General features: G+C 62.3%; 26 protein-coding genes. 12 read left to right on the top strand and 14 right to left on the bottom strand.

Annotation, left to right across the window (positions count from 1 at the left end; translation table 11 throughout):
* Positions 1-56: 56 nt before the first annotated feature.
* Positions 57-1655, top strand: a complete 1599-nt coding sequence (locus EDF56_RS00555; RefSeq protein WP_132384803.1) for a long-chain fatty acid--CoA ligase — start codon at positions 57-59, stop codon at positions 1653-1655.
* A 205-nt stretch (positions 1656-1860) separates the two neighbouring features.
* On the opposite strand, the gene EDF56_RS00560 is transcribed toward EDF56_RS00555, so the two are convergent.
* The 4 genes from EDF56_RS00560 to EDF56_RS00575 form a co-directional block, all read right to left on the bottom strand.
* A complete protein-coding gene (locus tag EDF56_RS00560) occupies positions 1861-2259 on the bottom strand; it encodes a GFA family protein (RefSeq protein ID WP_132384804.1) in 399 nt (132 codons plus the stop codon).
* Between the two features lie 6 nt (positions 2260-2265).
* Positions 2266-2553: a hypothetical protein gene (locus EDF56_RS00565; RefSeq protein ID WP_132384805.1), complete on the bottom strand. Its 288-nt coding sequence runs from the start codon at positions 2551-2553 to the stop codon at positions 2266-2268.
* Positions 2554-2614: 61 nt separating this feature from the next.
* Positions 2615-3412: an enoyl-CoA hydratase-related protein gene (locus EDF56_RS00570; protein WP_132384806.1), complete on the bottom strand. Its 798-nt coding sequence runs from the start codon at positions 3410-3412 to the stop codon at positions 2615-2617.
* A 79-nt stretch (positions 3413-3491) separates the two neighbouring features.
* Positions 3492-4562: a PA0069 family radical SAM protein gene (locus tag EDF56_RS00575; protein ID WP_132384807.1), complete on the bottom strand. Its 1071-nt coding sequence runs from the start codon at positions 4560-4562 to the stop codon at positions 3492-3494.
* A gap of 113 nt (positions 4563-4675) precedes the next feature.
* Between EDF56_RS00575 and EDF56_RS00580 the strand changes: the two genes are divergently transcribed.
* From EDF56_RS00580 to EDF56_RS00590, 3 genes are all read left to right on the top strand, one after another.
* Positions 4676-5263 (top strand): TetR/AcrR family transcriptional regulator, encoded by a 588-nt coding sequence (locus tag EDF56_RS00580; protein WP_132384808.1) that lies wholly within the window; start codon positions 4676-4678, stop codon positions 5261-5263.
* A 134-nt stretch (positions 5264-5397) separates the two neighbouring features.
* Positions 5398-6243 (top strand): TauD/TfdA family dioxygenase, encoded by an 846-nt coding sequence (locus tag EDF56_RS00585; protein WP_132384809.1) that lies wholly within the window; start codon positions 5398-5400, stop codon positions 6241-6243.
* A gap of 201 nt (positions 6244-6444) precedes the next feature.
* A complete protein-coding gene (locus EDF56_RS00590; protein WP_132384810.1) occupies positions 6445-7302 on the top strand; it encodes a TauD/TfdA family dioxygenase in 858 nt (285 codons plus the stop codon).
* Positions 7303-7620: 318 nt separating this feature from the next.
* On the opposite strand, the gene EDF56_RS00595 is transcribed toward EDF56_RS00590, so the two are convergent.
* Positions 7621-8844, bottom strand: coding sequence for an NADP-dependent isocitrate dehydrogenase (locus tag EDF56_RS00595; protein ID WP_132384811.1), 1224 nt, complete (start codon positions 8842-8844; stop codon positions 7621-7623).
* Positions 8845-8993: 149 nt separating this feature from the next.
* The gene (locus tag EDF56_RS00600; protein ID WP_243652310.1) at positions 8994-10265 is read right to left on the bottom strand and encodes a DUF3422 domain-containing protein; all 1272 of its coding nucleotides are present in this window, start codon (positions 10263-10265) and stop codon (positions 8994-8996) included.
* Between the two features lie 452 nt (positions 10266-10717).
* On the opposite strand from EDF56_RS00600, the gene EDF56_RS00605 reads away from it, so the two are divergent.
* The 8 genes from EDF56_RS00605 (at position 10718) to EDF56_RS00635 (ending at position 15092) form a co-directional block, all read left to right on the top strand.
* A complete protein-coding gene (locus EDF56_RS00605; protein WP_132384812.1) occupies positions 10718-11008 on the top strand; it encodes an ASCH domain-containing protein in 291 nt (96 codons plus the stop codon).
* Positions 11005-11439, top strand: a complete 435-nt coding sequence (locus tag EDF56_RS00610; RefSeq protein ID WP_132384813.1) for a hypothetical protein — start codon at positions 11005-11007, stop codon at positions 11437-11439. Before EDF56_RS00605 ends, EDF56_RS00610 begins: the two co-directional genes overlap by 4 nt.
* Complete coding sequence (locus EDF56_RS00615) at positions 11436-11999, top strand: hypothetical protein (RefSeq protein WP_132384814.1); 564 nt, start codon at positions 11436-11438, stop codon at positions 11997-11999. The genes EDF56_RS00610 and EDF56_RS00615 overlap by 4 nt, the downstream gene beginning before the upstream one ends.
* The gene (locus tag EDF56_RS00620) at positions 11992-12378 is read left to right on the top strand and encodes a DUF4326 domain-containing protein (RefSeq protein WP_132384815.1); all 387 of its coding nucleotides are present in this window, start codon (positions 11992-11994) and stop codon (positions 12376-12378) included. Before EDF56_RS00615 ends, EDF56_RS00620 begins: the two co-directional genes overlap by 8 nt.
* A gap of 67 nt (positions 12379-12445) precedes the next feature.
* Positions 12446-13366: a hypothetical protein gene (locus EDF56_RS00625; protein WP_132384816.1), complete on the top strand. Its 921-nt coding sequence runs from the start codon at positions 12446-12448 to the stop codon at positions 13364-13366.
* Positions 13367-13475: 109 nt separating this feature from the next.
* Positions 13476-13670 (top strand): hypothetical protein, encoded by a 195-nt coding sequence (locus EDF56_RS00630; RefSeq protein ID WP_132384817.1) that lies wholly within the window; start codon positions 13476-13478, stop codon positions 13668-13670.
* Between the two features lie 49 nt (positions 13671-13719).
* Positions 13720-13986: a hypothetical protein gene (locus EDF56_RS25775; protein ID WP_165912035.1), complete on the top strand. Its 267-nt coding sequence runs from the start codon at positions 13720-13722 to the stop codon at positions 13984-13986.
* A gap of 122 nt (positions 13987-14108) precedes the next feature.
* Positions 14109-15092, top strand: coding sequence for a prolyl oligopeptidase family serine peptidase (locus EDF56_RS00635; protein WP_132384818.1), 984 nt, complete (start codon positions 14109-14111; stop codon positions 15090-15092).
* Positions 15093-15126: 34 nt separating this feature from the next.
* Here EDF56_RS00635 and EDF56_RS00640 read toward each other — a convergent pair whose 3' ends face one another.
* The 8 genes from EDF56_RS00640 to EDF56_RS00675 all read right to left on the bottom strand — a co-directional run bounded on the left by EDF56_RS00640 (position 15127) and on the right by EDF56_RS00675 (position 22991).
* Positions 15127-15708 carry a hypothetical protein gene (locus EDF56_RS00640; RefSeq protein WP_132384819.1) on the bottom strand — a complete coding sequence of 194 codons (582 nt, stop codon included), beginning with the start codon at positions 15706-15708 and terminating at the stop codon, positions 15127-15129.
* A gap of 226 nt (positions 15709-15934) precedes the next feature.
* Positions 15935-16303, bottom strand: coding sequence for a hypothetical protein (locus EDF56_RS00645; protein WP_132384820.1), 369 nt, complete (start codon positions 16301-16303; stop codon positions 15935-15937).
* Entirely contained in the window at positions 16300-16776 is a 477-nt protein-coding gene (locus EDF56_RS00650; protein WP_132384821.1) for a lysozyme, read from the bottom strand. Before EDF56_RS00650 ends, EDF56_RS00645 begins: the two co-directional genes overlap by 4 nt.
* Positions 16773-17084, bottom strand: a complete 312-nt coding sequence (locus EDF56_RS00655) for a hypothetical protein (protein WP_132384822.1) — start codon at positions 17082-17084, stop codon at positions 16773-16775. Before EDF56_RS00655 ends, EDF56_RS00650 begins: the two co-directional genes overlap by 4 nt.
* Before the next feature lie 110 nt (positions 17085-17194).
* Positions 17195-19858, bottom strand: coding sequence for a sialate O-acetylesterase (locus tag EDF56_RS00660; protein WP_132384823.1), 2664 nt, complete (start codon positions 19856-19858; stop codon positions 17195-17197).
* Positions 19858-20544, bottom strand: coding sequence for a hypothetical protein (locus EDF56_RS00665; protein ID WP_132384824.1), 687 nt, complete (start codon positions 20542-20544; stop codon positions 19858-19860). The genes EDF56_RS00660 and EDF56_RS00665 overlap by 1 nt, the downstream gene beginning before the upstream one ends.
* 45 nt (positions 20545-20589) lie before the next feature.
* Positions 20590-20988, bottom strand: coding sequence for a hypothetical protein (locus tag EDF56_RS00670; protein ID WP_132384825.1), 399 nt, complete (start codon positions 20986-20988; stop codon positions 20590-20592).
* Positions 20973-22991 carry a hypothetical protein gene (locus EDF56_RS00675; protein ID WP_132384826.1) on the bottom strand — a complete coding sequence of 673 codons (2019 nt, stop codon included), beginning with the start codon at positions 22989-22991 and terminating at the stop codon, positions 20973-20975. The genes EDF56_RS00670 and EDF56_RS00675 overlap by 16 nt, the downstream gene beginning before the upstream one ends.
* Between the last annotated feature and the right edge of the window lie 20 nt (positions 22992-23011).

Genomic DNA, 23011 nt, shown 5'->3' on the forward strand with positions numbered 1-23011 from the left:
CGCTTGCCTTGGCCGTACAACTACCCATAACCTCCGCGTGTCAGCGGGAGATGGCCATGCCGGGGGACATGCAGGACTGGGACCTGCGCGTATCGGGTCTGATCGATCACGCGGCGCGTGAGCACGGTCGGCGTGAGATCGTCACGCGCTGGGCCGATGGTTCCGTTACGCGCACGAACTGGGCCGGCATTCGCCGCGATGCCCTGAAGATGGTGCAGGCGCTGCGCCGGCTCAACATCTATCCGGGTCAGCGCGTGGCCACTCTGGCGATGAACCATGGCCGCCATCTCGCCGCGTGGTTCGGGGCAACCGGGGCGGGCTGCGTGCTCCACACCGTGAACCCGCGCCTGTTCGACGATCAACTGGCGTGGATCGTCAATCATGCAGAGGACCGGGTGCTGCTCTACGATGCTGCCTTCCGGCCGATCGTCGAGCGTTTGCTGCCGCTGTGTCCGCGTCTGAAGCACGTAATCTGCTTCGATTCGTCGGAGTGGGGCGCCGATTTCGAAAGCTGGATAGGCCGCGAGGATGGCGATGCGCGCTGGACGACGGGCTGCGAACGCTCCCCCTGCATGCTGTGCTATACCAGCGGCACCACCGGCGATCCCAAAGGCGTGCTCTATACGCATCGTTCGCAAGTGCTGCACACGCTGGCGATGATCGCGCCCTCGGCGCTGAATCTGGAGCCGCGATCGGTAGTGCTGCCGATCGTGCCGATGTTCCATGCCAACAATTGGGGGCTGCCCTGGGCATCGGCAGCCAGCGGGGCGAAGATGGTCTGGTGCCAGACCAACGATCCCGAAGCGCTCTGCACGCTGATGCGCGAGGAGCGCGTGACGCACGTCGCCGGCGTGCCGACCGTATGGTTCGCGATGTTCGAGCATCTGGAGCGCACCGGGGATGACCTCCCGCCGATCCGGCAAGTGCTTTCGGGCGGGGCGGCGGTCCCGGCCAGCGTGGTCGAGCGGCTGATGCGTGCAGGCGTGCGTGTGTCTCAGGCCTGGGGCATGACCGAAACGTCGCCCATCGCCACGGTCGCCTACGAACCGGCCGAGTGGGACGAGATGACGTTTGCCGAGCAAGTGGCGCTCAAGAGCAGCCAGGGACGGCCTCTCTACGGTGCCGAAGTCCGCGTGACCGCGCTTGACGATCCCGACCGGGAACTGCCGCATGACGGTACTTCGCCCGGCGCGTTGCAAGTGCGCGGCCCCTGGACGGTGCAGCGCTATTTTCGCGCCGAGGACGATGCGGTTACGAAGGACCAGTGGTTCGACACCGGCGATGTCGCGACCATTTCGCCCGATGGCACTTTGCATCTGACCGATCGCACCAAGGATCTGATCAAGTCGGGCGGCGAGTGGATCAGTTCGGTCGAGCTGGAAAATGCCGCTGTCGGCCATCCGGAGATCGTCGAGGCCGCCGCCATCGGCGTGGCTCATCCCAAGTGGGACGAGCGCCCGCTACTGGCCGTCGTGCGCAAGGAGGGCAGCACGCTTACCGCGTCGCAGTTGCGCGATCATCTTGCTGGAAAGATCGCCCGCTGGTGGCTGCCGGATGCGATCGAATTCGTCGATGCGCTGCCACACACCGGCAGCGGCAAGCTCGACAAGAAGGCGCTGCGCCGGCTTTTCGCGGACTACAGGCTTCCCGCTTAAGGGCGTGGATAAATACGGAGGGCCGCCGCGCCCCTCAATTTGCAAAGACAAAGCCCGTCATCCCCGCGAAGGCGGGGATCCCGCTTCTGTTGTGCGAGGCGAGAGGTTGCCAAGAAGCGGGGCCCCCGCATTCGCGAGGGCGACGGTGGTGTGCGTTTGCAAGTTCACCATCGATTATGAACGGGGAAGCATCTCTAGCGCACGCCTAGTCCATGTGCTCGATATCGTCGCCCAATATGGCGACCCAGGCGTGTTTGCGCTCCTCGTAGACCGAGAACCTGGGCGGCGGAAAGCTGGGATCAGCGAATGCGCCGACGGGGATGGCGGTGACGTCCGGCATTCCCGCGCCGAAAAATGCGACTGTCGCGCCGCAGTGGGGACAGAAGTGGTAAATCGCGAGCGATCCGCTGTCCGTCGTTCGCGTCCATTCGCGGAATTCGCCGCTTAGCTCCACGTTTGCCTTGGGCCAGCGGGCTTGCACTGCGAAGGCGCTGCCGGTGCGCTTCTGGCAGGCGAGGCAGTGGCAGACCGACACGCGGACAGGATCGCCGGTGCAGGTTGCACGCAGTTGCCCGCATCGGCAGGTGGCTGTGCGAAAGGTCAAGCCCGCTCAATTGTCCTTGTGATTGACGCTGTTCGCCGCGTCCTGCGCGGCATCTCCGACCTTGTTGGCGGCCTGTCCGACATCGTGGGCGGCCTGTGTCACCGCATCGTCGCGCGTCGTCTCGCTCTGGTTCAGGCGGCTGAACAGATAGAGCGCGCCAACAACGGCCAGGAGCAGGGCGAATGCCAGCAGAATACCCGTCGCGCTGCTTGAAGTGCTGCGTTCGTGGATCACGGTGGTGGTATGGACCGGCGCTTCAGGTGCGCGCTCGGTCTCGACGATCCTTTCCTCCATTCGGGCCTCCTGTTCTCTCCCGTTCGTTGGAGTGAACAACTCGCAGAGAGGCCGAAGAGTTTCAGCGGTCGCGATATTCGGGCGTTCGCCGGGCGCGGAAAGCCGAGACGCCCTCGGCGAAATCCTCGCTCATCAGCATCATCACCTGCTGGCGGTCCTCCAGCGCCATGGCGTCCGACAGCGAGCGCGCGTCGAGATTGCGATTGATCGCGTCCTTGGTGAGCCTGAGGCCCATGGGGGCATTGGCGAGCATCTCGTCAGCGACGGCAAGCCCCTTGTCGAGCAGATCCTCGTGCGGCACGACCGCGCCCAGCAATCCGTGGCGCAGCGCCGTTTCGGCATCCATGAAACGGCCGGTGAGCATGTATTCCGCCGCCACCGTAGCGCCGACCATGCGCGGCAGGAAATAGCTGCACCCCAGATCGCAGCCGCCAAGCCCGACCTTGATGTATGCCGCATTCATCCGGAGATCCGGCGTGCCGTAGCGGATGTCGCAGGCGAGCAGCAACGAGAATCCGGCCCCGCAGGCGGCGCCGTGGCCGAGCCCGATGATTGGTTGCGGGCATGCGCGCATAAGCTCCAGCAGGCCCGCGATTGCGCGCTGGAGGTGCCAGCAGTGCTGAAGCGCGCCGCGCGTCCGGTCGTTTTCCCAGCTGGCCAGATCGAGACCCGCGCTGAAATGGCGCCCTTCCGCGCGCAGGATCACGACGCGTGCCTCGTGCCGCTCGGCCAGCGCAGTGAAATAGTCGCGCAGAGCGAACGTCATGGGCTCGTCAAACGTGTTGAGCGCGTCGGCGCGGTTCAGCGTGACGATCTCGACCGCACCGTGGGTGACGATGGTTATGGGCTTCTCGAACATCGGCGCACTCCCTTGTTCTTTGCCGGACCTAAGCGGAGGTGCGTGTCGGTGACACGACTGCGCCGGAACAGGGATTTGTCTAGAACAGCGCCAGTTGTCCGTCGCGGCTGGGCGGGCGGAATTGCGAGCAGTCGAGCATCACGTGCGCCTTGCTGAAGCCCAGCCGCTTCATCGCCACGGCAAAGCGGCGGCGGAAGACCTCCGCCCAGACTCCTTCGGGCCGCATGCGGGCGAAGAACTTCGGATCGTAGTCGCGCCCGCCGCGCATCGACTGGATCGTGGCCATGACTTTGGCCGCGCGGTCGGGAAAATGGGTGTCCAGCCATTCGCGGAACAGCGGGGCGACCTCGTGGGGCAGGCGGACCATGATCCACGACACGCTGCGGATGCCTTGCCCGGCCGCAGCTTCGAGAATCTCCTCGATATAGGGATCGGTGATCGCCGGGATGACCGGAGCGATCGAAACATGCGCCGGCACGCCAGCCTCTGCCAGCTTGCCGAGCGCGGCGAGCCGCTTGGCGGGCGAGGACGCGCGCGGTTCGAGCAGGCGCGACAATGCCGGATCCATGCTCGTCACCGAAATCGCGACATGCGTGAGGTTGTGCTGCGCAAGCTGGGTCAACAGGTCGAGATCGTGCAGCACGCGGTCCGACTTTGTGGTGATCGTCACCGGGTGGCGCACTTCCAGGCAGAATTCGAGCACTTGCCGGGTTATCCGGTAACGTGCCTCGATGGGCTGATAGGGGTCGGTATTGGTGCCCATGGCGATGGGGGCAGGGCGGTAGCTCGGCTTGGCGAGCGTTTCGCGCAGCAGCTTCACCGCCTGGGGCTTGGCGAAGAGCTTGGTCTCGAAATCGAGACCGGGCGAGAGGTCGTGATAGGCGTGGGTCGGCCGGGCGAAGCAGTAGATGCAGCCGTGCTCGCAGCCGTTGTAGGCATTGATCGAGCGGTCGAAGGGCACATCGGGAGACTTGTTGAAGGACAGGATCGTGCGGGGGTGAAGCTCGATCACTTGCGTGCGCAAAGGCGCTGGCTCCCCATCGACGAGCGCGGCTTCGTCCAGCCAGTCGCCATCGGCCTCCCGCTGGGGAAGGTTGAAGCGCTTGCTGGCCTGTCCGCTGACGGCGCCTCTTCCTTTGTGGACTCGCATGCTGGTAATTTGAACATAAAGGGAACAAATGGCAAGCGAGTCGGTGCTGTTGATGGCTGTGTTGATCTTGTGGTCAGCACGCCCTAGGCAAGTGCCTCTTAAGAGGAGATCAAATGGCAGGGGCAGTGCGCAGGGTCGGCGCTGAAACGTCCGCAACGCGGGCGCGCATCGTCGAGGCGGCCGTCGATCTCATCCGCGATGAAGGCTATGCCGCCGCCAGTACGCGCCGCGTGGCCGCGCGCGCGGGGCTCAAGCCGTCGCTGGTCCATTACTATTTCCCGACCACCGACGATCTTCTGCTGGAAGTCTGCCGGCAGGGCGCGGAAGACAGCGACGGTATGATCGAGGAGGCGCTGGCCTCCGAGGATCCGGTGCGTGCACTCTGGCGCTTCTTCGTCGATACCAGTCGCACGGCGATGTCGCTGGAGTTCATGGCGCTTGCCAACCACCGCCCCGCCGTGCGCGAGAAGATGGCGCAGCACAGCGTCGCCATGCGCCAGCGACAGGTCGAGATCATCGGACAACTGTTCGGGGAACGGCTGCGTGCGGTTGACGGTTTCGATCCGGCAGGCCTGTCCGTGCTGCTGGCGGGCATCGGCCGCTGCATTGTCATGGAAGAAGCGCTGGGCGTCACGGCAGGTCATGAACAGGCCCGGGCGATCGTCGAATCCTGGCTGACCCGGCTGGAAACGCGCGCCTGAAACGCATCCAAACACGCAAGGGCGATTGATCGCAGTGGCAATCGCCTGCCGGTTTGAACAGGCGTTCAGTCCATGGTAGCGGACCCTCCAAGCGCCGCAGAGCGGTGCAAGATGAAATTTGGAGAGTTTGCACGATGTCGGTCGACACGAAGACCCAGCTGAAGGCGGAAAATCTCAAGCCGAAAATCGGCAGCCGCGTTCTCAATACCACGGAAGAATTGCTCTCGGGCGAAATCGCCACCGAAATCCGCGAGCTTCTGGAAGCGCGCGGCGTGCTGGTCTTCCCGGAAGTGAACTTCTCGGACGAGGAACAGATCGCCTTCACCAAGACGCTCGGCACGTTCGCGCCTGAGCGCAAGGGTGGCGACGAAGTGATCTCGAAGATCACGCTCGACGCCAAGGAAAACCCGATGGCGGCCGAGTACCTCAAGGGCTCGCTTTATTGGCATATCGACGGTACCCGCAACGACGTGCCGATCCTGGCCTCGCTGCTGTCGTGCCGCGTGCCGAGCCCCAAGGGCACCGGCAACACCGGCTTCGCCAATACCTACGCCGCATTCGAGGACCTGCCTGCCGACAAGCAGGCCGAGTACGAGCAATACCGCGTGGTCCACGGCCCCTGGGCCAGCCTGTTCTACTATGAGCCGGAACCCAGCCTCGCCAAGCTTCAGGGCTATGCCCAGATCGGCGAGCAGGAATTGCCGCTCGTCTGGAAGCACGCTTCGGGCCGCAAGAGCCTCGTGATCGGCTGCACCAGCGCTCAGGTCGTCGGCAAGTCGGCGCTGGAAAGCGCGATGATCATCCATGGCCTGCGTGAATGGGCCACCGGTCCCGAGTTCACCTACAGCCACGAATGGGAAGTCGGCGATCTCGTCATGTGGGACAACACCGGCACGATGCACCGCGCCGAGGCCTATGACCCGACCTGCGGGCGCATGATGCATCGCACCAAGCTGGAGGGCGAAGAGCCTTTCGAATAAGGGATTTTGAGAAAGAGGGTTGGCTTGACGGCGTCGGGGGGCGCCGTCCCGCCGTCCTTTGAAGCCCGTCGGACTCCGGTCCGGCGGGCTTTTTCGATTTCGGCCGTTTCCTCCCCATGAGCCCCTATCCTTGACGCTGTTCGGATGCGTGCTGTACCCATGTTCAGCAGAAGCGCCAAAGAGCGCATGGGAGAGTATTCGATGGCAACGACTTCGACTCCATCCGTTCATTGGGACGTTTCCGATGCCGCGCCCGATATCGGCGCCGTAATTCGGGCCGACAAGGAAACCCTGCTGTCCGGCAGGCGCGCCGCCGAGATCCGTGAGCTGCTGGAAGCGCGCGGCGTTCTGGTGTTTCCCGAGGCCCATCTGAGCGACGAAGAACAGATCGCCTTCACCAAGACGCTCGGCACCTTCGCGCACGAAATTCACGAGCAGAACGGCAAGAAGGGCGACAACGTCTACCCGATCACGATGGACTCGCGCATCAATCCCAATGCCGATTACCTGAAAGGCGCGTTTTTCTGGCATATCGACGGCACCATGTCGCAAGTGCCGATCCGCGCTTCGATCCTGTCGAGCCGCAAGCTTTCGGCAGAGGGCGGAGACACCGAGTTCTGCAATACTTATGCCGCCTACGACGCGCTTCCCGATGAGGACAAGGCCGCAATCGAGCGGCTTCAGGTGGTTCACTCGCTCTGGCGCTCGCAGCTCTATCACCAGCCCGAGCCAAGCCATGAACTGCTGATGGCCTGGAAGTCGCGTGGCGAAAACACGCTGCCGCTGGTATGGACTCATGAATCGGGCCGCAAGTCGCTGGTGCTCGGCAATACCGCGCAGCAGGTCGTGGGCATGGACTGGGGCAAGAGTGAGGAACTGCTGGTGCGCCTGCGCGATTGGGCGACGCAGCCGCGCTTCGTCTATCGCCACAAGTGGTCGCTGGGCGAGACGGTGATCTGGGACAATACCGGCACCATGCACCGCGCCACCTGGTATCCGACCGACAGCGGCCGGTTGATGCACCGCACCAAGCTGGAGGGCGAGGAAGCTTTCGCCTGACGGTGACGCGTCCGGGGCAGCGGACCTGCGGCCTTCATTTACAATGCCCCGTCATCCCCGCGTAGGCGGGGATCCCGCTCTCTATTATGCACGCAGAGACGCGGAGACGCAGAGAGATCGTTGGCCGCACGACCTCTTTGCGTCTCCGCGTCTCTGCGTGAACCAAAGAAGCGGGGCCCCCGCCTTCGCGGGGGCGACGGGGTTTAAACGGCCAGATTCAATTCGCCGACAGTCCGACGGTCTGAAGTCGCCCAAAAGAAAAACCCCCCGCCTTTCGACGGAGGGTCTTCTTCGAACTCAGGTCCGGTCAGGCAGGGCTCAGGCCCAGGTTGCCATCTCGGTTTCGAGGTTCTTGACGATTTCCTCGAAGAACTGCTCGGTGGTCATCCAGTTCTGGTCCGGACCGATCAGCAGCGCGAGGTCCTTGGTCATCTTGCCGCTTTCGACGGTCTCGATGCAGATGCGCTCGATGGTCTCGGCGAACTTCACGACTTCCGGGGTCTCGTCGAACTTGCCGCGGTACATGAGGCCGCGCGTCCAGGCGAAGATCGAGGCGATCGGGTTGGTCGAGGTCGCCTTGCCCTGCTGGTGCTGGCGGTAGTGACGGGTCACGGTGCCGTGGGCGGCTTCGGCCTCAACGGTCTTGCCGTCGGGCGCCATGAGGACCGAGGTCATCAGGCCCAGCGAGCCGAAGCCCTGTGCAACGGTGTCCGACTGCACGTCGCCGTCGTAGTTCTTGCAGGCCCAGACGAACTTGCCCGACCACTTGAGCGCCGAGGCGACCATGTCGTCGATCAGGCGGTGTTCGTAGGTGATGCCGGCGTCCTTGAACTTCGCGGCAAAGCCTTCGTTGTCGAAGACTTCCTGGAACAGATCCTTGAAGCGGCCGTCATAGGCCTTGAGGATGGTGTTCTTGGTCGAGAGGTACACCGGCCACTTGAGGTTCAGGCCGTAGTTGAACGAAGCGCGTGCGAAGTCGCGGATCGATTCGTCCAGGTTGTACATCGCCATGGCGACGCCCGGAGCCGGGAAGTCGAACACGTCGAGGTCGATCTTCTCGCCGTTTTCGCCGTCCCAGACGAGGCGCAGCTTGCCGGCGCCCGGGATCAGGGTGTCGGTGGCCTTGTACTGGTCGCCGAAAGCGTGACGGCCGACCACGATCGGGTCGGTCCAGCCGGGAACCAGGCGGGGCACGTTCGAGATCACGATCGGCTCGCGGAACACGACGCCGCCCAGGATGTTGCGGATCGTGCCGTTGGGCGACTTCCACATCTTCTTGAGGTTGAACTCGGTGACGCGCGCTTCGTCGGGGGTGATGGTGGCGCACTTCACGGCAACGCCGCATTCCTTGGTGGCGTTGGCGGCATCGACGGTGATCTGGTCGTTCGTCTCGTCACGCTTCTCGACCGAGAGGTCGTAGTACTTGAGATCGATATCGAGATAGGGAAGGATCAGTCGTTCACGGATCCACTGCCAGATGATCCGCGTCATTTCATCGCCGTCCATCTCGACGATGGGGTTCTTGACCTTGATTTTCGCCATTTCTGAAACTCCCCTGGGGATGAGATTTGCGGGTCTCTTAGGCAGCAGTGGGGCGCTTAGCAAGGCAGGTATCGGCCCGGCGGCGCGCAATGCGCGGCACCGGACTTGCGCGGCGCGGTATCGTCCGGACGGTCTCGGAAGCGTCGGGCTTATCCGTGTCCGTCATGGTCGCCGTGGACCTTGCGCAGCCGGTGCGTGGTCCAGGCGACGAAGGCGATGACGAAGGGCACGCTCACGCCGGTCGCCAGTTCGTAATCGGGCCAATGCCATGCCGCGTGCGAGGCCTTGGCAAGATAACCGACCAGGCTCACGGCATAGTAGGAGATCGCAGCCACCGAGAGCCCCTCGACGGTCTGCTGGAGGCGCAGTTGCATGGCGTTGCGCCGGTCGAGCGAGGCCAGCAGATCGCGGTTCTGAGCGGCGATTTCGGTGTCGATCCTTGTGCGCAATAGCTCGGCGGTCCAGGTGACGCGGCCTGCAAGATCGTCGAGGCGTTGTACGAAGCTGGCGCAAGTCTGCACTGCCGGGTGAAGGCGGCGCTGGGTGAAGCCGACCAGCGTCTGCCCGCCGCCCACCGCGCTGACGGCCAGCGAGCCCACCCGGTCGTCGCAGATCGCGGCATAGGCGGCGGTCGCGCTCATGCGGTAGCGGGTCGATGCGGTGATCTGCGCAAGGCGCGAGCCGAGTTCGCCGATGGCATGGAGCAATTCCTCGCGCGGGCGCGTGGCGCGATCGATATCGCCGCTGAGATGGGCGAGGCTCTGCTCGATCTGGCGCAGCTCCGGCCCGTGGCGCTGCGCTTCCGGCAGGCCGAGCAGCGCGAGCTTGCGGTAATTGCCGAGTTCCAGCAGCGACTGGGCGAGAGCTGGGATCCGGCGCGGATCGTCATCGCGCACGGCCACGAACATGCGTCCGAAGCCGCCATGGAGCCGGAAGTCGGACCAGATCCGCGCCATGCCGTCGTGAACGTCGCAGACGACCAGATCGTTGGCGTGAAACCACTGTTCGAGATGCTCGGGCAAGCGGGCGGGATCGCCGGTGCGCGCAATCGCCAGAAAGCTGGAGCGGATGATCTCGCCCGGCATGCGGTCCAGCCACTGCGCCACGAACGGGGCGAAGGCGGTCTCGTCGAAGGGGGCATCGAAGGCGCCGGGGATGATGAAGCTGTATGTGGTGAATTCGCTGTGGCGTTCCCAGACCAGCGTAGCGCCGCCCAGATCGAGAATCGCGTGCTTGGCACCATCGGCGCCGAAGTGCGCGGCGGCGGCGTCGAGTTCGGCATCGTCCGCCAGCAGCATGATTTGCATAAGCCGGGCCGGCGCGGAGAACGGCGGCAGCTTGCGGCTGTGCATTTCGGCCGTCAGGCTTGCGCGTTCGGGCCGGCTGCGTCGTGCCATTTCCGTGCGAATATCGTCGAACATGGCAGGGCCCCCGGACTTGCGCAGGGCAAGTTCTCGCCTTGAGGCGAAACAGGCAAGCGCGAAGAGCGGTGCGGCAGTTGTCTTTTTCGGGATGGGGCCGGGACCCGCGCTTCACGCAAAATTTGCGTTTGTCGCGGCGTCGGGAGCCTAAAGAAAAACCCCGCTAAGCCCTTGGCTTACGGGGTTTTCTCGAATGGTGGGCGTAGCAAGGATTGAACTTGCGACCCCTACGATGTCAACATATCGGCGAGACTCGTTTTCGGCGGAAATGCGAGGTTTTGAACCTCGCCGAATCGCCGGATATGCGGAACGAGCCATGAACAAACGGCAATGTCGGGTGAATTTCACCCGAACTTCACCCGACAAATATGGCGCGTGCGAATCGGCATCGGTGACCGTGACTGCGCGCGTGGGTCTCGAACCTGCGGCCCTCGAATTGCGGAGCGCGAATCATGGCTGATCTCATCATCCCCGTGAAGGGCATCTACTTCGACGCGATTCGCGATGGCACGAAGTCGCATGAGTTCCGCGAGCGCAAGCCGAGCTGGGCCAAGAAGCTTGAGGGCCGGACCTATCGCCACGTCGTGATGCTGCGGGGCTATCCCAAGGGTGGCGGCGTCGAGGGCGTGACCCGGCTGACGCGGGTATGGCGCGGATTCGATCTGCGCACGATCCAGCATGAGCACTTCGGGCCCGAATCGGTCGAGGTGTTCGCGATCGATGTTTCGGAGGCGGCGGTATGAGCGGATGGCCCGAAATCGAGTATGACGATTGCTATCCGGTGGACGAGGATTTCGTCGAATGGGGCGTTGTCTCTTCACCTAAGCTGGACATGGCGAAGGCTGGTGAGTGGCTGCTCCGGGAACTGCCCCGCGCGGCCGAGCACATGTGCTGCTCCTGCCGCGTCCGGAAGGGCAAGAACAGCTTTGGTGAAGCGGTCCTGCTGATCGAGTTCAGCACGTCAGGATGGTCGGGTGCAGAAAGCATCATCGCGCTTATCGAGCGGCGCGTGGATCTAAGGCATCACATGCTGAGCTGGCGCCGGGGCGGACACTACGTGTTCGAGGTCAAGGCGCCGCCACCCCGGCCAATATCCGAAGTTCGCGCCCAAGCATGGGCGACCCGCCGCGCCAAGTACGGTGAGCGCGGCCATCATGGGAGCTATTCGCGATGACCATGCCTGAGACCACCCAGAGCGATCTTGTTGAGCAGCTTGAAGCCTGGTCAGACATCGACGCTGAGTATGGGCACCACGAGAGGTCACAGGCGCTCGCGCAGGCCGCCGCCGAGATCACCCGCCTGCGCGCCGATTCTGAACGCCTCCGGACGATCGAAAACCAGATCGACGGCGGCCGGTTCAACGAATGGCCTACTGCGACTTTCGCGGGCCAGCTTCGCATGCAGTCGCGTGACAGCCTGGACCCCGAATACAGCCAGTTCATGGCGGCCACGGCGACCCACTTGGGAATTCTGAGTGGGCAGTGTGATGCGCAGCGGGAGATCGCTGAGCGCGCGAAGGAGAATGCTGCCCGCCTTCGCGCCCAATGCGAGGCGATGGCCGCCGCGATGGAGCCGTTCGCGAAAAGCGGCTCCATCGCTGGTGAGCGCAACCCTTACGGCGACTTCTACGCCTACCGTCCCGCCGCTGGCGATGAATACGCGATCTTTGGTGACCACCTGAGAGAGGCGAATCGAGTGTTCGCCGCCTACCGCCAGGAGACCCCCCATGTCTGACGCAAAGCCGCACCGCGTCCAGCTTCGCCGCACCAAGGGCTGGCGGATGCCGGAGAACACCGTGAAGGTTTCGCGGCCTGGCAAGTTCGGCAATCCCTTCGTAATCGGCGAGACCGCGCACGTGTGGCATCGGCCTGGTACGGCGCCTGGATGGCCCACCGAACCGCTCTACATCGACCGCTTCCGCGTCGTTGCGGCTTGGCACGCGGTTGAGCTGTTCCGTAAGGCTATGGAGGGGGATCCTGAATGGTATCCCGCAGCGGAACATTGCTGGACGCTGCCCGATCTGACCGCTTTGCGCGGCAAAAACTTAGCCTGCTTCTGTTCGCTCGATCAGCCCTGCCACGCCGACGTACTACTCGAACTCGCGAACGAGTAGTCAAGAGGGCTCGATTTCCCCGTCCTGCCGATTATATGTCAGTCGATTGGGGGGGGGCGGCTTCTTAATGACTGAATTAATGACCGTTTGGAGCGGGCTTGGACCAACCATTCAGGCCGCCGTTATTGGTGCAGTTGCGACTTGCCTTACCGGCGCCTTAGGTATCACTGGCATCATGTGTCAGATCGGCGCACAAGGCAGAGCTAACCGGCAGAGTATTGCAGAAAACGAACGTCGTCGTCTTAAGTCTGAATTGTACGAGCAAACGGTGGCTGTTTGCACCGCTACTCAGGATGCCTTGATAACATTCTCAAATTTGATGTTAACGGTCGGCCAAGCAGTCTCATACGATGCTGCGGCGCGAGCAGCAAACAAGCCGATGAACCTTCAGATTCCTCGGATGCACAGGATTATTGACGCTCATTCTGCGCTAAGTGATGCAACCTGCAATTTCATATTCATGATCGAGCGCAATCAGGTAGTCGATCCGCGATTATTAATATTTAGAACTGCAATGAATGCATCTTTATTTGTCGTAAATGAGGCATACAATCGTAGATTTGTGCCAAATTCCATCACTCTATTGCCTGTTGATCTTGAGAATGGACAAGTTGTTTATGAATCGCCGGACGTACGTGTCGCTGAGGCATACAGAAATATGACCTTGGAGATTTTTAATAGTTGCAGCGCGATTACGACTTGCATTGAAGATTTCATAATCGAAATGCAAAATTTGCTTCTCGGGGATTTGTTTGAAAATAAAGCACAGCATCGTGTCCCAATTGATCCTCACGCGCACGTAGTTACCTTGGATCATGCTAGCGTTCTTGAAACGTACTACATGACTCAAACCCCGTGGGGCCAAAATGTAGCTCGATTGGAGGAAAACGCGCGTGCAGCATTTCCAGCACAAAACAACGCGGGTCGCCGCGGCGGGATATTATTCCGCCTCAAAATGCTATTTCGGCACCGCCGATTGTCGTCCTGAATTGCCACAAGGTGAGCAAATTTCATGGATTGAAGGCTGAGCAGATCAAAGCTGATTTCGTGGGCGATCGCTTATGGCATCATGATGTCTCCCGACTCGTGAGGACCTCATGACCGACATAGAACGCCTGCGCATGGCCTCCGAGGATGACGTGGAGCGCGCCCTGAAGGATGCGTCGTTCGTTTCGTGGCCCAATGACGAGGCCGCGCTGCTCGAATTCTTCAACCTCATGCTCGACACGATGCTTGGGCAGACGGCCGGAGACAGCGTGATGTGGCCGGGGCTCAGGAAGCCGAACCAATAGGGCGACATGCTGGGATTTGTTCCCAATATGTTCTATGCATCGTCGCGATATGGAAAAGCCCAAGCCAGACGATTCGCAAGTACGTGAGTACGCCGCAGCGCACGACATGCACTTCCAGTGGCGCACGATCCCGGAGCACGGATGCTGGAAGGCACAGGTGACGCTGGGCCGCTATGGTACTCCGGGATGCACTTGGGTCGGGAGGGGGGAGACCGATCAGGAAGCCCTCGACGAGGGGATGCGCTACGCGACCTCGTATTACGAAGAGACCAGCAACGCCTGCAAACAGATCGGAAACCCGCCGGTAGGGTGGTGAGGCGTTAAGCGCCGCCACAACCGGCCTGCGCTCGAAAACCAGTCATTGCGGCTGTTTTGGCATCTGGCTTCCGTCGCGCATTTTGTCTAGCAGGCCGACCGGGGTTCAAATGGGGGCAATCGATGAAAAAAATGTATTTGGCAGCGGGGGTTGCGTCCGTCTTTTTTGTGCTGGGCGGAGTGGCAGTTGCCGCTCTACCGAAGGTCAATTCGGTTTTCACCGAGTTCGCGTCAAATATTGGGCGTCCGGGGCAACCTGAAGTCACCATCCCGGCATTCGGGATGGCTCAGCAGCAGAAAGCGCAGTTCTTTTCCGCCGGGCAGATGGCTCCGCTGATCGTCGACCTGCACCAATGGTCCGAGGATGAATCCGGCTATGCCGGCAACGATGAGCCGCTCGACAAATTGGTGCTGGCGCGAGGATGGAATTTTATCCGACCGGCCCTCGCGGGGCCTAACCGAACGCCCTCGGCCTGCTGTAGCACGGCTGTGATCGACGGGATCCGGGCAGCGATCAAATACGCAACGGAAAACGGCAAGGTCGACGTGAGCAGGATTTACGTAGTGGGCGTCTCTGGCGGCGGCTACACGGCACTTTGCGCGGCAGCGAGCGGCAAGATTAACGCCAGAGGATTCTATGCCTGGGCGTCGATCACCGATTTGAACACCTGGTACGAAGCGCACTCTCGCGATCATTACGGCGCTGACGTGCTGCAATGCACGGGCTCCAAAGGGGCGCTGAACACAGCAGAAGCGAATCGCCGCTCCCCCTACTTCATGCCTCTCTCGACGGCGCCCGTGCACATATATGCTGGCGTGCACGACGGCTTCACCGGGTCGGTGCTTCCCAGCCACTCAATCAAAATGTTCAATCGCTACGCGCAGCAATATGCGCCGAACGAGAGCATCTCACCGGATGCCGAGCTTCGGATGCTGGAAGGTCGCCGTGGCCCCGATGCAGACGAAGGCAAAACGATTGGCGGCCGTCTGATTCATGCCGAAAGGCAGGCCGGTCCTGCCAGCGTCGTGATTTTTGAAGGGGGCCACGAAATGCTTGCCCGGCCGATGGTCGAGCAGATCGCGAAGGATGCAAAGTCGCCGCGATAAGGGGCGAGTGCCGTCATAAGACGGTGGGCGGTCGCTATCTGGGCTGGCCGTCACCACTATTCTGGACGGCAAGGCCCTTCGCGATCAGCCCTTGAGCCCACTCGTAGGCGGGGCGGGCGTAGCGATAGAGGGCGTCGCAGGACCTGACATCGTCTTCGGGCATCGCCACGAGGGGCAAGGCGGCGGGGTCATCAGGAAAGGGGGCACCGCTATCTTGGGCGGTGCCGGAGGCAACGGCTCCGGAGGGCTGCCGCACGCGGTGAGCAGCGATGTAATCCCGAAGGCCAGCGTTATCGGCCAGCAGCGCATCATGCGTGGTCTGGGCATCTTGAGCGATCTCCTGTGATTTGTGCTCGGCTGATGCGGTGGCGGCCTTGGCGGCGGCGACCTGCTTGGCCCAATCGGTGCGCGCGCTGGCCAACTCGGCCTTCGCGGCTGTGAGCGATGTGCGCGCGGCGTCGCGCTCGGCAAGCGCGCCGTTCTTTTCGCGCGACTGCCATCCGGCGAGCGCGAGCGCGGCGATGAGGGCGAACTGCCACGGGTGGCGCTTGGCCACCCCAAGCAGCCACGACAGGGCAGACTTACCGACGCCGAGAATGGCAAGAGCCCAACTCATGCGACCCGCCTGGAACTGAGCATAACGGGTCCGGACAGGTCATTTTTCATGCCTACGTACTTTCCCTTAGCGGATTGATAAGGTTGGATTAACCGGATGAAGCGTATTAGGTGTGCGATGAAATGAGTGGGTGATATTCCGATGAGGCAGGCCGCAAGCTCGAAATTTGGCGTGATCGTGATTTCGTCTGCGGTGCTTTGGTCCATGATCTTTGGCGCAGCGTTGATCATAGACGGCCCGTCGCTTCCGATTTGACCTCGGCGTCCCGCGCACGAGTAGAGTCCGCGGAAGCAAGATCATCCGCCACGGCTTGCGCGGCACCGGCCGCGACCTGCGCGCCAGCGGCGGCATCATCCGAAATCTCGATTCCGTCCCGCCCGGCGCGGATCGTCCGCTTAACCAGCAGGGCCGCAAGGCCGGTGGTACCCACAAGCACCTGCACGTGCGCGGCGAGCGCGAGAAAGAACACGTGATCGGGTACAGTGCGGCTCAGGTAGACGCCAACGGCGGCGAAGGCAGTGAACACGATGCAGCCGCCGACGATCGCAATGAACGCCCACGCGCGCCGACCATCGGGGGTGGTGATGGTGATCATGCGGGCGTTCCGTAGAGCTTGGCCTCATCGGCCCGGCGCGCGGTGAGGCCAGCCATCGGCTTGCCAGCAGCCTTGTTCCACGCCGCGAACTGAGCTGCGGCACCGGAGAAGTCTCCGGCCCTGTGCTTACGCAGCAGCGTGGACGCATTGAAATTCGCCTGACCCACATTGTAGGCCAGCGAAACCATTGCATCGAACTGGTTCTGCGTAGCCGGTGCGCCAGCGAGAGCCTTGGCCACGCCTGTCACGAACTTGGTCGCATCATTGTCGAACCGCTGCTGCGCCTGCTCGCGGGTCCAGACCGTTCCCTTGACGATGTCGGGCCCGGTCGAGCCCCATCCAATGGTCCACGGCGCGCCGCCGGTGGCCGGGTCCGGGTACGCCTGAACCTTCCCGTTGCCGAGGTCCTTGGAGTAGCCCTCCCACTTCTTCATGAGCGCTTCGCCCTTGGGGCCGAGTTTCGTAGGGGTCATAGACCTACTCCTTTGGTGACAACGGCGGCCGCGCCACCGGCTGCGATGGCAGGCAGCAACCAGGGCAGCGCTTTCATGATCGCAGCGCCTAGTGACATCGCACCGCGGCGCTGCTGCTCGCTCGCCTCAAGCGCCGTGACGCGGACTTTGAGGGCCTGCAATTCCTCTGGAAGATGAGCCGCCTGGTTCACGGCCGTGGTGAGCGCATCAATTTTGCTCGCCAACACTGCGACATGATCGACAACTTGACGCACTTCGCCCCTGATTTCCCCCAGCATCAACGCCATCGAGTTGTCCGTTTCAGACATGGCGGCCACCCGGGACACGCTTCGCTCTGAGCATCAGACAGCGACCTCCAGCGGGCGCTTTCACGCTCGAAGCAGCCGCGTGCGCCACCGGGCACCGGTGCCGGGCGGGCTCAATAGCCACCGGACACCATCTCGAAGATGACGCACCAGTTTTGCAGCGGGTACGGCTGTCCGGAAGCGTTCGTGTAGTAGCTGACCGTCGCGTCCTGATCGCGCAGGTTGCCGCGCGCACCGGTCGTGGGGCCAGAGCCTTGGCCGCTGGCACCCCACGCATAGCGAACACGCACTTCCTCGCCGGGGTCGGCCGCAAGAACGATCCGAACTCCGGTCTTGCCGCGCAGCGCGACCGACGAAATCGTGACGGCCGACGCATCGCTGTTCTTGACGGCGGTGAACCCCATGTTCGTTGCCGCTGAGACGAGAGACGTGTCGAACACGAGCTGCCCAACGGGTACGTGGAATTCCAGATCGATGATGACGCCCTGACGGCGACAGGCGACCGGGTATAGCGGTTGCCAGTCGAGGCCGAGGGAGGAGACAATGTGGTCCACCTTGGCGAAGTACTGCCCGATCCACCGCTCGCTGTGGTTGGTCAGGTGGACGTTGTCCGCGTTGTAGGTGACGAAGTACATCGGGCAGACGAGGAAAATGTTGTCGTCTTCCAGCGACGCCTCAAGCTGTGCCTGCGCGATATTGGGCGGCACCCATGTCGTCCCAGTGCCGCGCACTGCGTGGCTCGCCATCTGATAACTGAGCAGCGGGACGACGTGAGATTGCGGCAGATCCGCATTCCAGTCGGCAAGAAGCTGCTTCAAGGCAGACTTGTACGTTGCCTTGTCATTGGCCGCACTTGCATCTGCCTCGCCCTGCATCCACCAGATGGACCGCTGCACGTAGGACTTGCCCTGCGCGTTCGCGAGCGACTTCAACAGAGCCTGCTGCTGCAAGCCCCAATTGTAGTAGTTCGTGCCCTTCGACAGTCCGGCAATCGCCGTGGCACCACGGCCATTGTTCGACCAGGAGAAGTTCACGGCCGGTCCGCCCGCGGCGTTGAGCTGCGACTTGACCATGTTCGTGCCGCCGAGACCGACGGTTTCGCCTACCGCAGTATAAACCAGGGGCGCGAGCGCGGTCGATGTAGGCGGCCCCGTGATGCCTTGCCCATCGCCAGACGTAAAATCGTGTTCGCCATTGGCGAGCATGACGTTGGCGAAAGGCTGGACGGTCGTGAGACCGGGGGTGGCGTTCACGCCAACCATGAGCGATTGCCCCGAGCCCTGAATGCCGTTGATGTCGGCGAACACGGTGTCGCGGAACTGGCCATCGCCCGCAAGGGCCGCGACCTGAGCGGTGAGCGTTCCGAGCGCGGTGTTCGTGCCCGCTATGCTGGCGTCATGTCCAGACAACCGGGAAAGGATCGTCGCCGTCGTCGAATAGACGCGCATCGAGAGCGTGGCCGTCGTCGAAGGGGCATTGAAGGTGACGGTATCGCCGACGTTGTGGGACTGGGAAAGCGTGAATGACAGGGTGTTGCCGGTAGGCTGGATGAAGCGCTGAAGCCCGCCGCCGGCGCTGGGCTCGAAGAACATGTACCAGGACGGGTGATCCACCATGCTCGCAAGGGTCGTGGCGCCGAAGTAGTTGCCGCCCACATAGTAATCGACCGTTACGGAGGCCAACACCACGCCAGACGTTGCGATCTGGAGCAGCTTGCCCGCCGACCCCGACGCGGAGAGTTCGATTTCGACTCCGGTCGGCTTGCCCGATTGCGCGACGTAATTGGTGTAGGCCGAAGTGGTGCCGACAACTGCTGCGGCTGCTGCGCCAAACTGACCGACGACAAGCTCGTTAGGCGCAGAAAGGCTGGCACCGATGTATGATGCCGTATTGACGGTGTCGGTGGTGTCGGGGGCGCCGTAAGCCGTAACCAGCATGTCGCCGATCGTTTGCCCGATAAACCTGATTTGCAACTGGATGTTGGAGACCAGCGAGGCGTTCGTGACCAGCCTATCATTCGAGACGTAATATCCACCGCTGTCACCAGCGGCAGAAATCTGCCGAATCATGCCGCCCGGACGGTTGACGAATTGCAGATACTCGCCTGGCTGCAAGTCCAGAGGAGCCGAGAGCGCGTAAGTCTGGTCACCTGTTGCGGCAATCGTCGCGGTGCGCTGCGAGCCTCGCCGAGGAACAAAGATGCCTCCGACCAGCGACACCGCAGCCACCATGAGCATCCCGGTGGCATTGAAATGCCCCTGAACTTGCGAAAAGAGGGTGCGCTTGCTGACCGGCGTAGCGAAGACGTACGTCTGCGCCGTGGAAATCGTGGTTCCGGTGGCTACCGTCGATGGCCGCCCAATCACAGCGGGTGTGAGAAGGCTCGCCGCTGCTGCAACTGCTACGTCACGCGCCGCTTCTGCCTCGTCCACCAGCGGTTGCACGACCGCTGCGAGGCCGTTGTAGAACCCCAGGGCGATCCTCGCCGTACCGGCTACATACTCGTAGACACCATTCAGCGGGTCGGTAGCAGACCCATTGTTGTTGTTGACGTAGACCAGCTTGCCTTGGTTCGCAGGGATAGCGAAAAAGGCGTCACGGGCAGCGATGTTTGCGACCGTTGTGATGCCGGCCATCGCCGTATTGATGGCATTCTCGATCAGCTTGCCGATGGGGCGGATTTCCCCCTTGGCAGGCTCATTGGCGCCGGTGGCCGGGACGCCATCGGTCGTGAAGTCCCTCCAAGCCGAGTTCCAGCGGTCGGTGATATCGCCCATCAGGCATAGCTCCCGGTCATGTCTTCGACGAAGCGGACAGAACCACTCGCGAACTTGGGGTTGGTCATGGGAGCGCTCATCTGGCCGTCTACGCGAGCGACGAAGCGCGGGTTGTTGAAGTCTACCGCATTCCCAGTGGCAACGGCCTCGCGGAGCGGCGGATGGAACTGCACCGTTGCGGAGGTCGCATCCTGAGCGATGATTCGGCCGATCTGATAACAGCGGTGCCGCCACGTCGGGTGATCGATGGAGAAGCGTTCACCGCCGATCAGCGGGCGGCCGAGGCTGGCAATGCTAAATTGGATCTGCGTGGCCCGTAGAGGCGCGTCGGCACTGACGTAGACCTCGCAATCGCCCTGCGAATAGAGCGTGTCGTCGGAGAACGAGGTCCCGTCAGAATGGGGGACCTTGGTCTTTCCTCGAGTGGGCTGATGGCGGGCATCACAGATCGGGAAGACAAATGGATCGATGCCGCCGCCGGTCCCCGACTTGAACGCGCGCCAAGCCATGATCTTCTCGCGTGTGTGCAGCGCCGCATTGTCGGCAGTAGCGTACCAACGGCCGCCACCGTCCGTCGCGATGCTGTCCTCGATGCCGGACAGCGACACCCCGCCGGAGATACGGGCAGTCTCGATATCTACGTCTTTTGCGACGATCGAGAAAAAGCAGCTCGGGAAGACCAACATGGCTGAACCATGGCCGCGCTTCTCGGCTGCGCTCTACGGACGGCCTTAGGTGATCGTGACCTGAATCGGACCTGTGCGCGATGATGCGGTGCCGCCTGAGTTGTACGCGACCGTCCACAGGAACAGGTTCCCTGGCGAAACCGCCTCGCTGAAAGTCTCGCCTACGCCGCGGGCGCCAGTGTAGTCCGCGCCAAGCTGCGTAGCTGCCGCGAAGACCGAAGTGGGCCCGGCCCACAATTCGGAATGCCCGAAGTTGGTTGATACGCTGTTCGACCAGCCACCGGTGACGACACCGGCGCCTCCGTTCGCTATGAAAGCGGTGTTGGGGCTTGGCGCCAGGCTGGCTGTCGAAGTGCTGACCGTGACCGTGTCCGACCATGGTGAGACTCGGCCGTCACCGGTCGAATACGAAACCTCGACATCAACGGCTATGTCTGTCGGCACGACATTCGTGACGAGTAGGACCTCTGCGGTAGGATCCTGATCGGTATATTGCTGCTCGTCCAGCTCGCATCTGTGGTGGATCTCCATCGCGCGAACCAGGTAAGGTCGTTCCGGTCGAAGCCATCGACGATGATCCTCACTCTTGCGGCCGTGCCGGAGGCATCGAGTTCCGTCTCGGCGCTGCTGATCACCGGAGCCTCTAACGGCTCTTGAGCTACACGGTCGCCGACGGGGGCAGGATCCCCTTCTTCCGTTGCCGGGTTCCAAGCATCGACATTCGCGTCCGCAGCTACCCATGAGAAGGTGACGCCGCCTGAACCGAGATTGCGGGTAACAGCGGTGATTTCTGCCGGGCCGTCGAAGAAAGTCGCGCCAGATTCTGCGAGGGTGAGGTGGATGAACCGCTCGCCTCGTACCGCCCGACCCGACGCGTTGGTGGTCACGGTTCCGCGATAGAGCGCGTTCTTGCGGGCCATCATGCGCTTAGCAAGGCGGCGGACCTGCCCGTGTGACGGAACCTGAGGCTCCAGGGAATCAGACAGTACCTCGCCGCGTTCGGTGATGTCGTCCTCATCGCGCCACGCGTCCGTCTCGACCGTGTTGTAGTCGTGATTGGCGCTGACGTAGGAGCAAGAGATTTCGTTGACGGCGTCGTCGTCATCCACGCCGACGCCAGACCAATCGAAGGAAACAATCTCGTCGGCACCGATGGTGACAGTGGGGGCGTAATACTGCCCGGCGTAGACCACAAATGCTCCGTCAGATCGTGTCGCTATCCATCCGTCGCAGGCCTGGAGGATAGATGATTTCACGGCGGAATGCGCGTCGGTGTGCTTGTGGGCGACGCATGAACGCCAGCGCGCTTCCGTGGCGGGATTGGCTGGATCGCTTGCCCAGGAAACAGCCGATCCAGACGTGTGGTCCCAGTGGAGGCCAGCGCTGAAATGGATCGTCAATCCGGAGATCGATGTGACGATGCGATTCTCAGTGCGAGCGGTGTTGTCGCTCTGCGTAATGCTGATTGCCATGCCCACAGCCAGGCCAGATACGGAGGCAACTGGAACCGAGGTCGCGCCATCGTTGACGTCTGCGGTAAGCACCGTCTGCACGCCCTTGAGCGGGACCAACTGGTCGCAGACGTCGGAGGCGGCTTTCCAGTAGTCCAGCGCTGGAGCAAACTTGCGGGCCCAGTACGAGGCGCGCAGAGTGGCTAGAGCGGCGGGATAACCCGGGGCATCCTCTGCCAATGCCGGCTTCGGTCCCTCCCGCACGATCATGTAGTGCATCAGCTGCCGAATAGCGTTCTCTGTCCACGTCCACGCGCTTTCGTCCAGCGGATCGACCGCATAGGGATCGGGGCACTTCTGCCACATCGCGGCTATCGAGGCGGTGGGTACGCCATTGGGGTAAATGTCGAGGAAGTTCTTCGACTTCACCGATTTGCAGAGCAAAGCCATCTGCACAACGCCGTCGCCCCGATGGTCCGTGGTCCAGATTGTCGGCAGCAATGATACCACCGCCGAGATCGCAGTGCCGGGATTTGCCCCTGTCGTCGTATAAAAGCTCAGATTGCCGTCGCCGTATCGGCCATCTTCACCAGCTTGCACGACATTCCCCGAGAGCGTGATCTTGTCGTCCGCGAGATATCGCTGGACGATCGCGGTCATCTCCCCATCGTGGACCGAGTAGACGTCAACCGCCGTTCCGTCCTCGGCGGTCTCGTAGAGGATATAGGCTCCATAAAGCCGGGATGTGCCGTAAGCCGATACTCTTGGCGGCCGGGCCGACTTGATCGCTGTTTCGCTTTGATCGGGCTTTTGGGACGGTGGGCCCAGCAATCCGCCTATGACCCCAGCTACGCCACTTACAATCAAGCCGGCGCCGATGCCGGACAATGCAAGACCAACAGGGGCGGCGATCCCGGTCATGATAAGCGGGGCGGAGAAAGCCACCAGAAACGCGCCAGCGATGGTCTGGATGATATTTCCCAGCGTTTTACCCATGCCAGCTTTAGGCTGGATGG

The organism is Novosphingobium sp. PhB165, assembly GCF_004341845.1.
In the GTDB taxonomy this organism is placed as follows: domain Bacteria; phylum Pseudomonadota; class Alphaproteobacteria; order Sphingomonadales; family Sphingomonadaceae; genus Novosphingobium.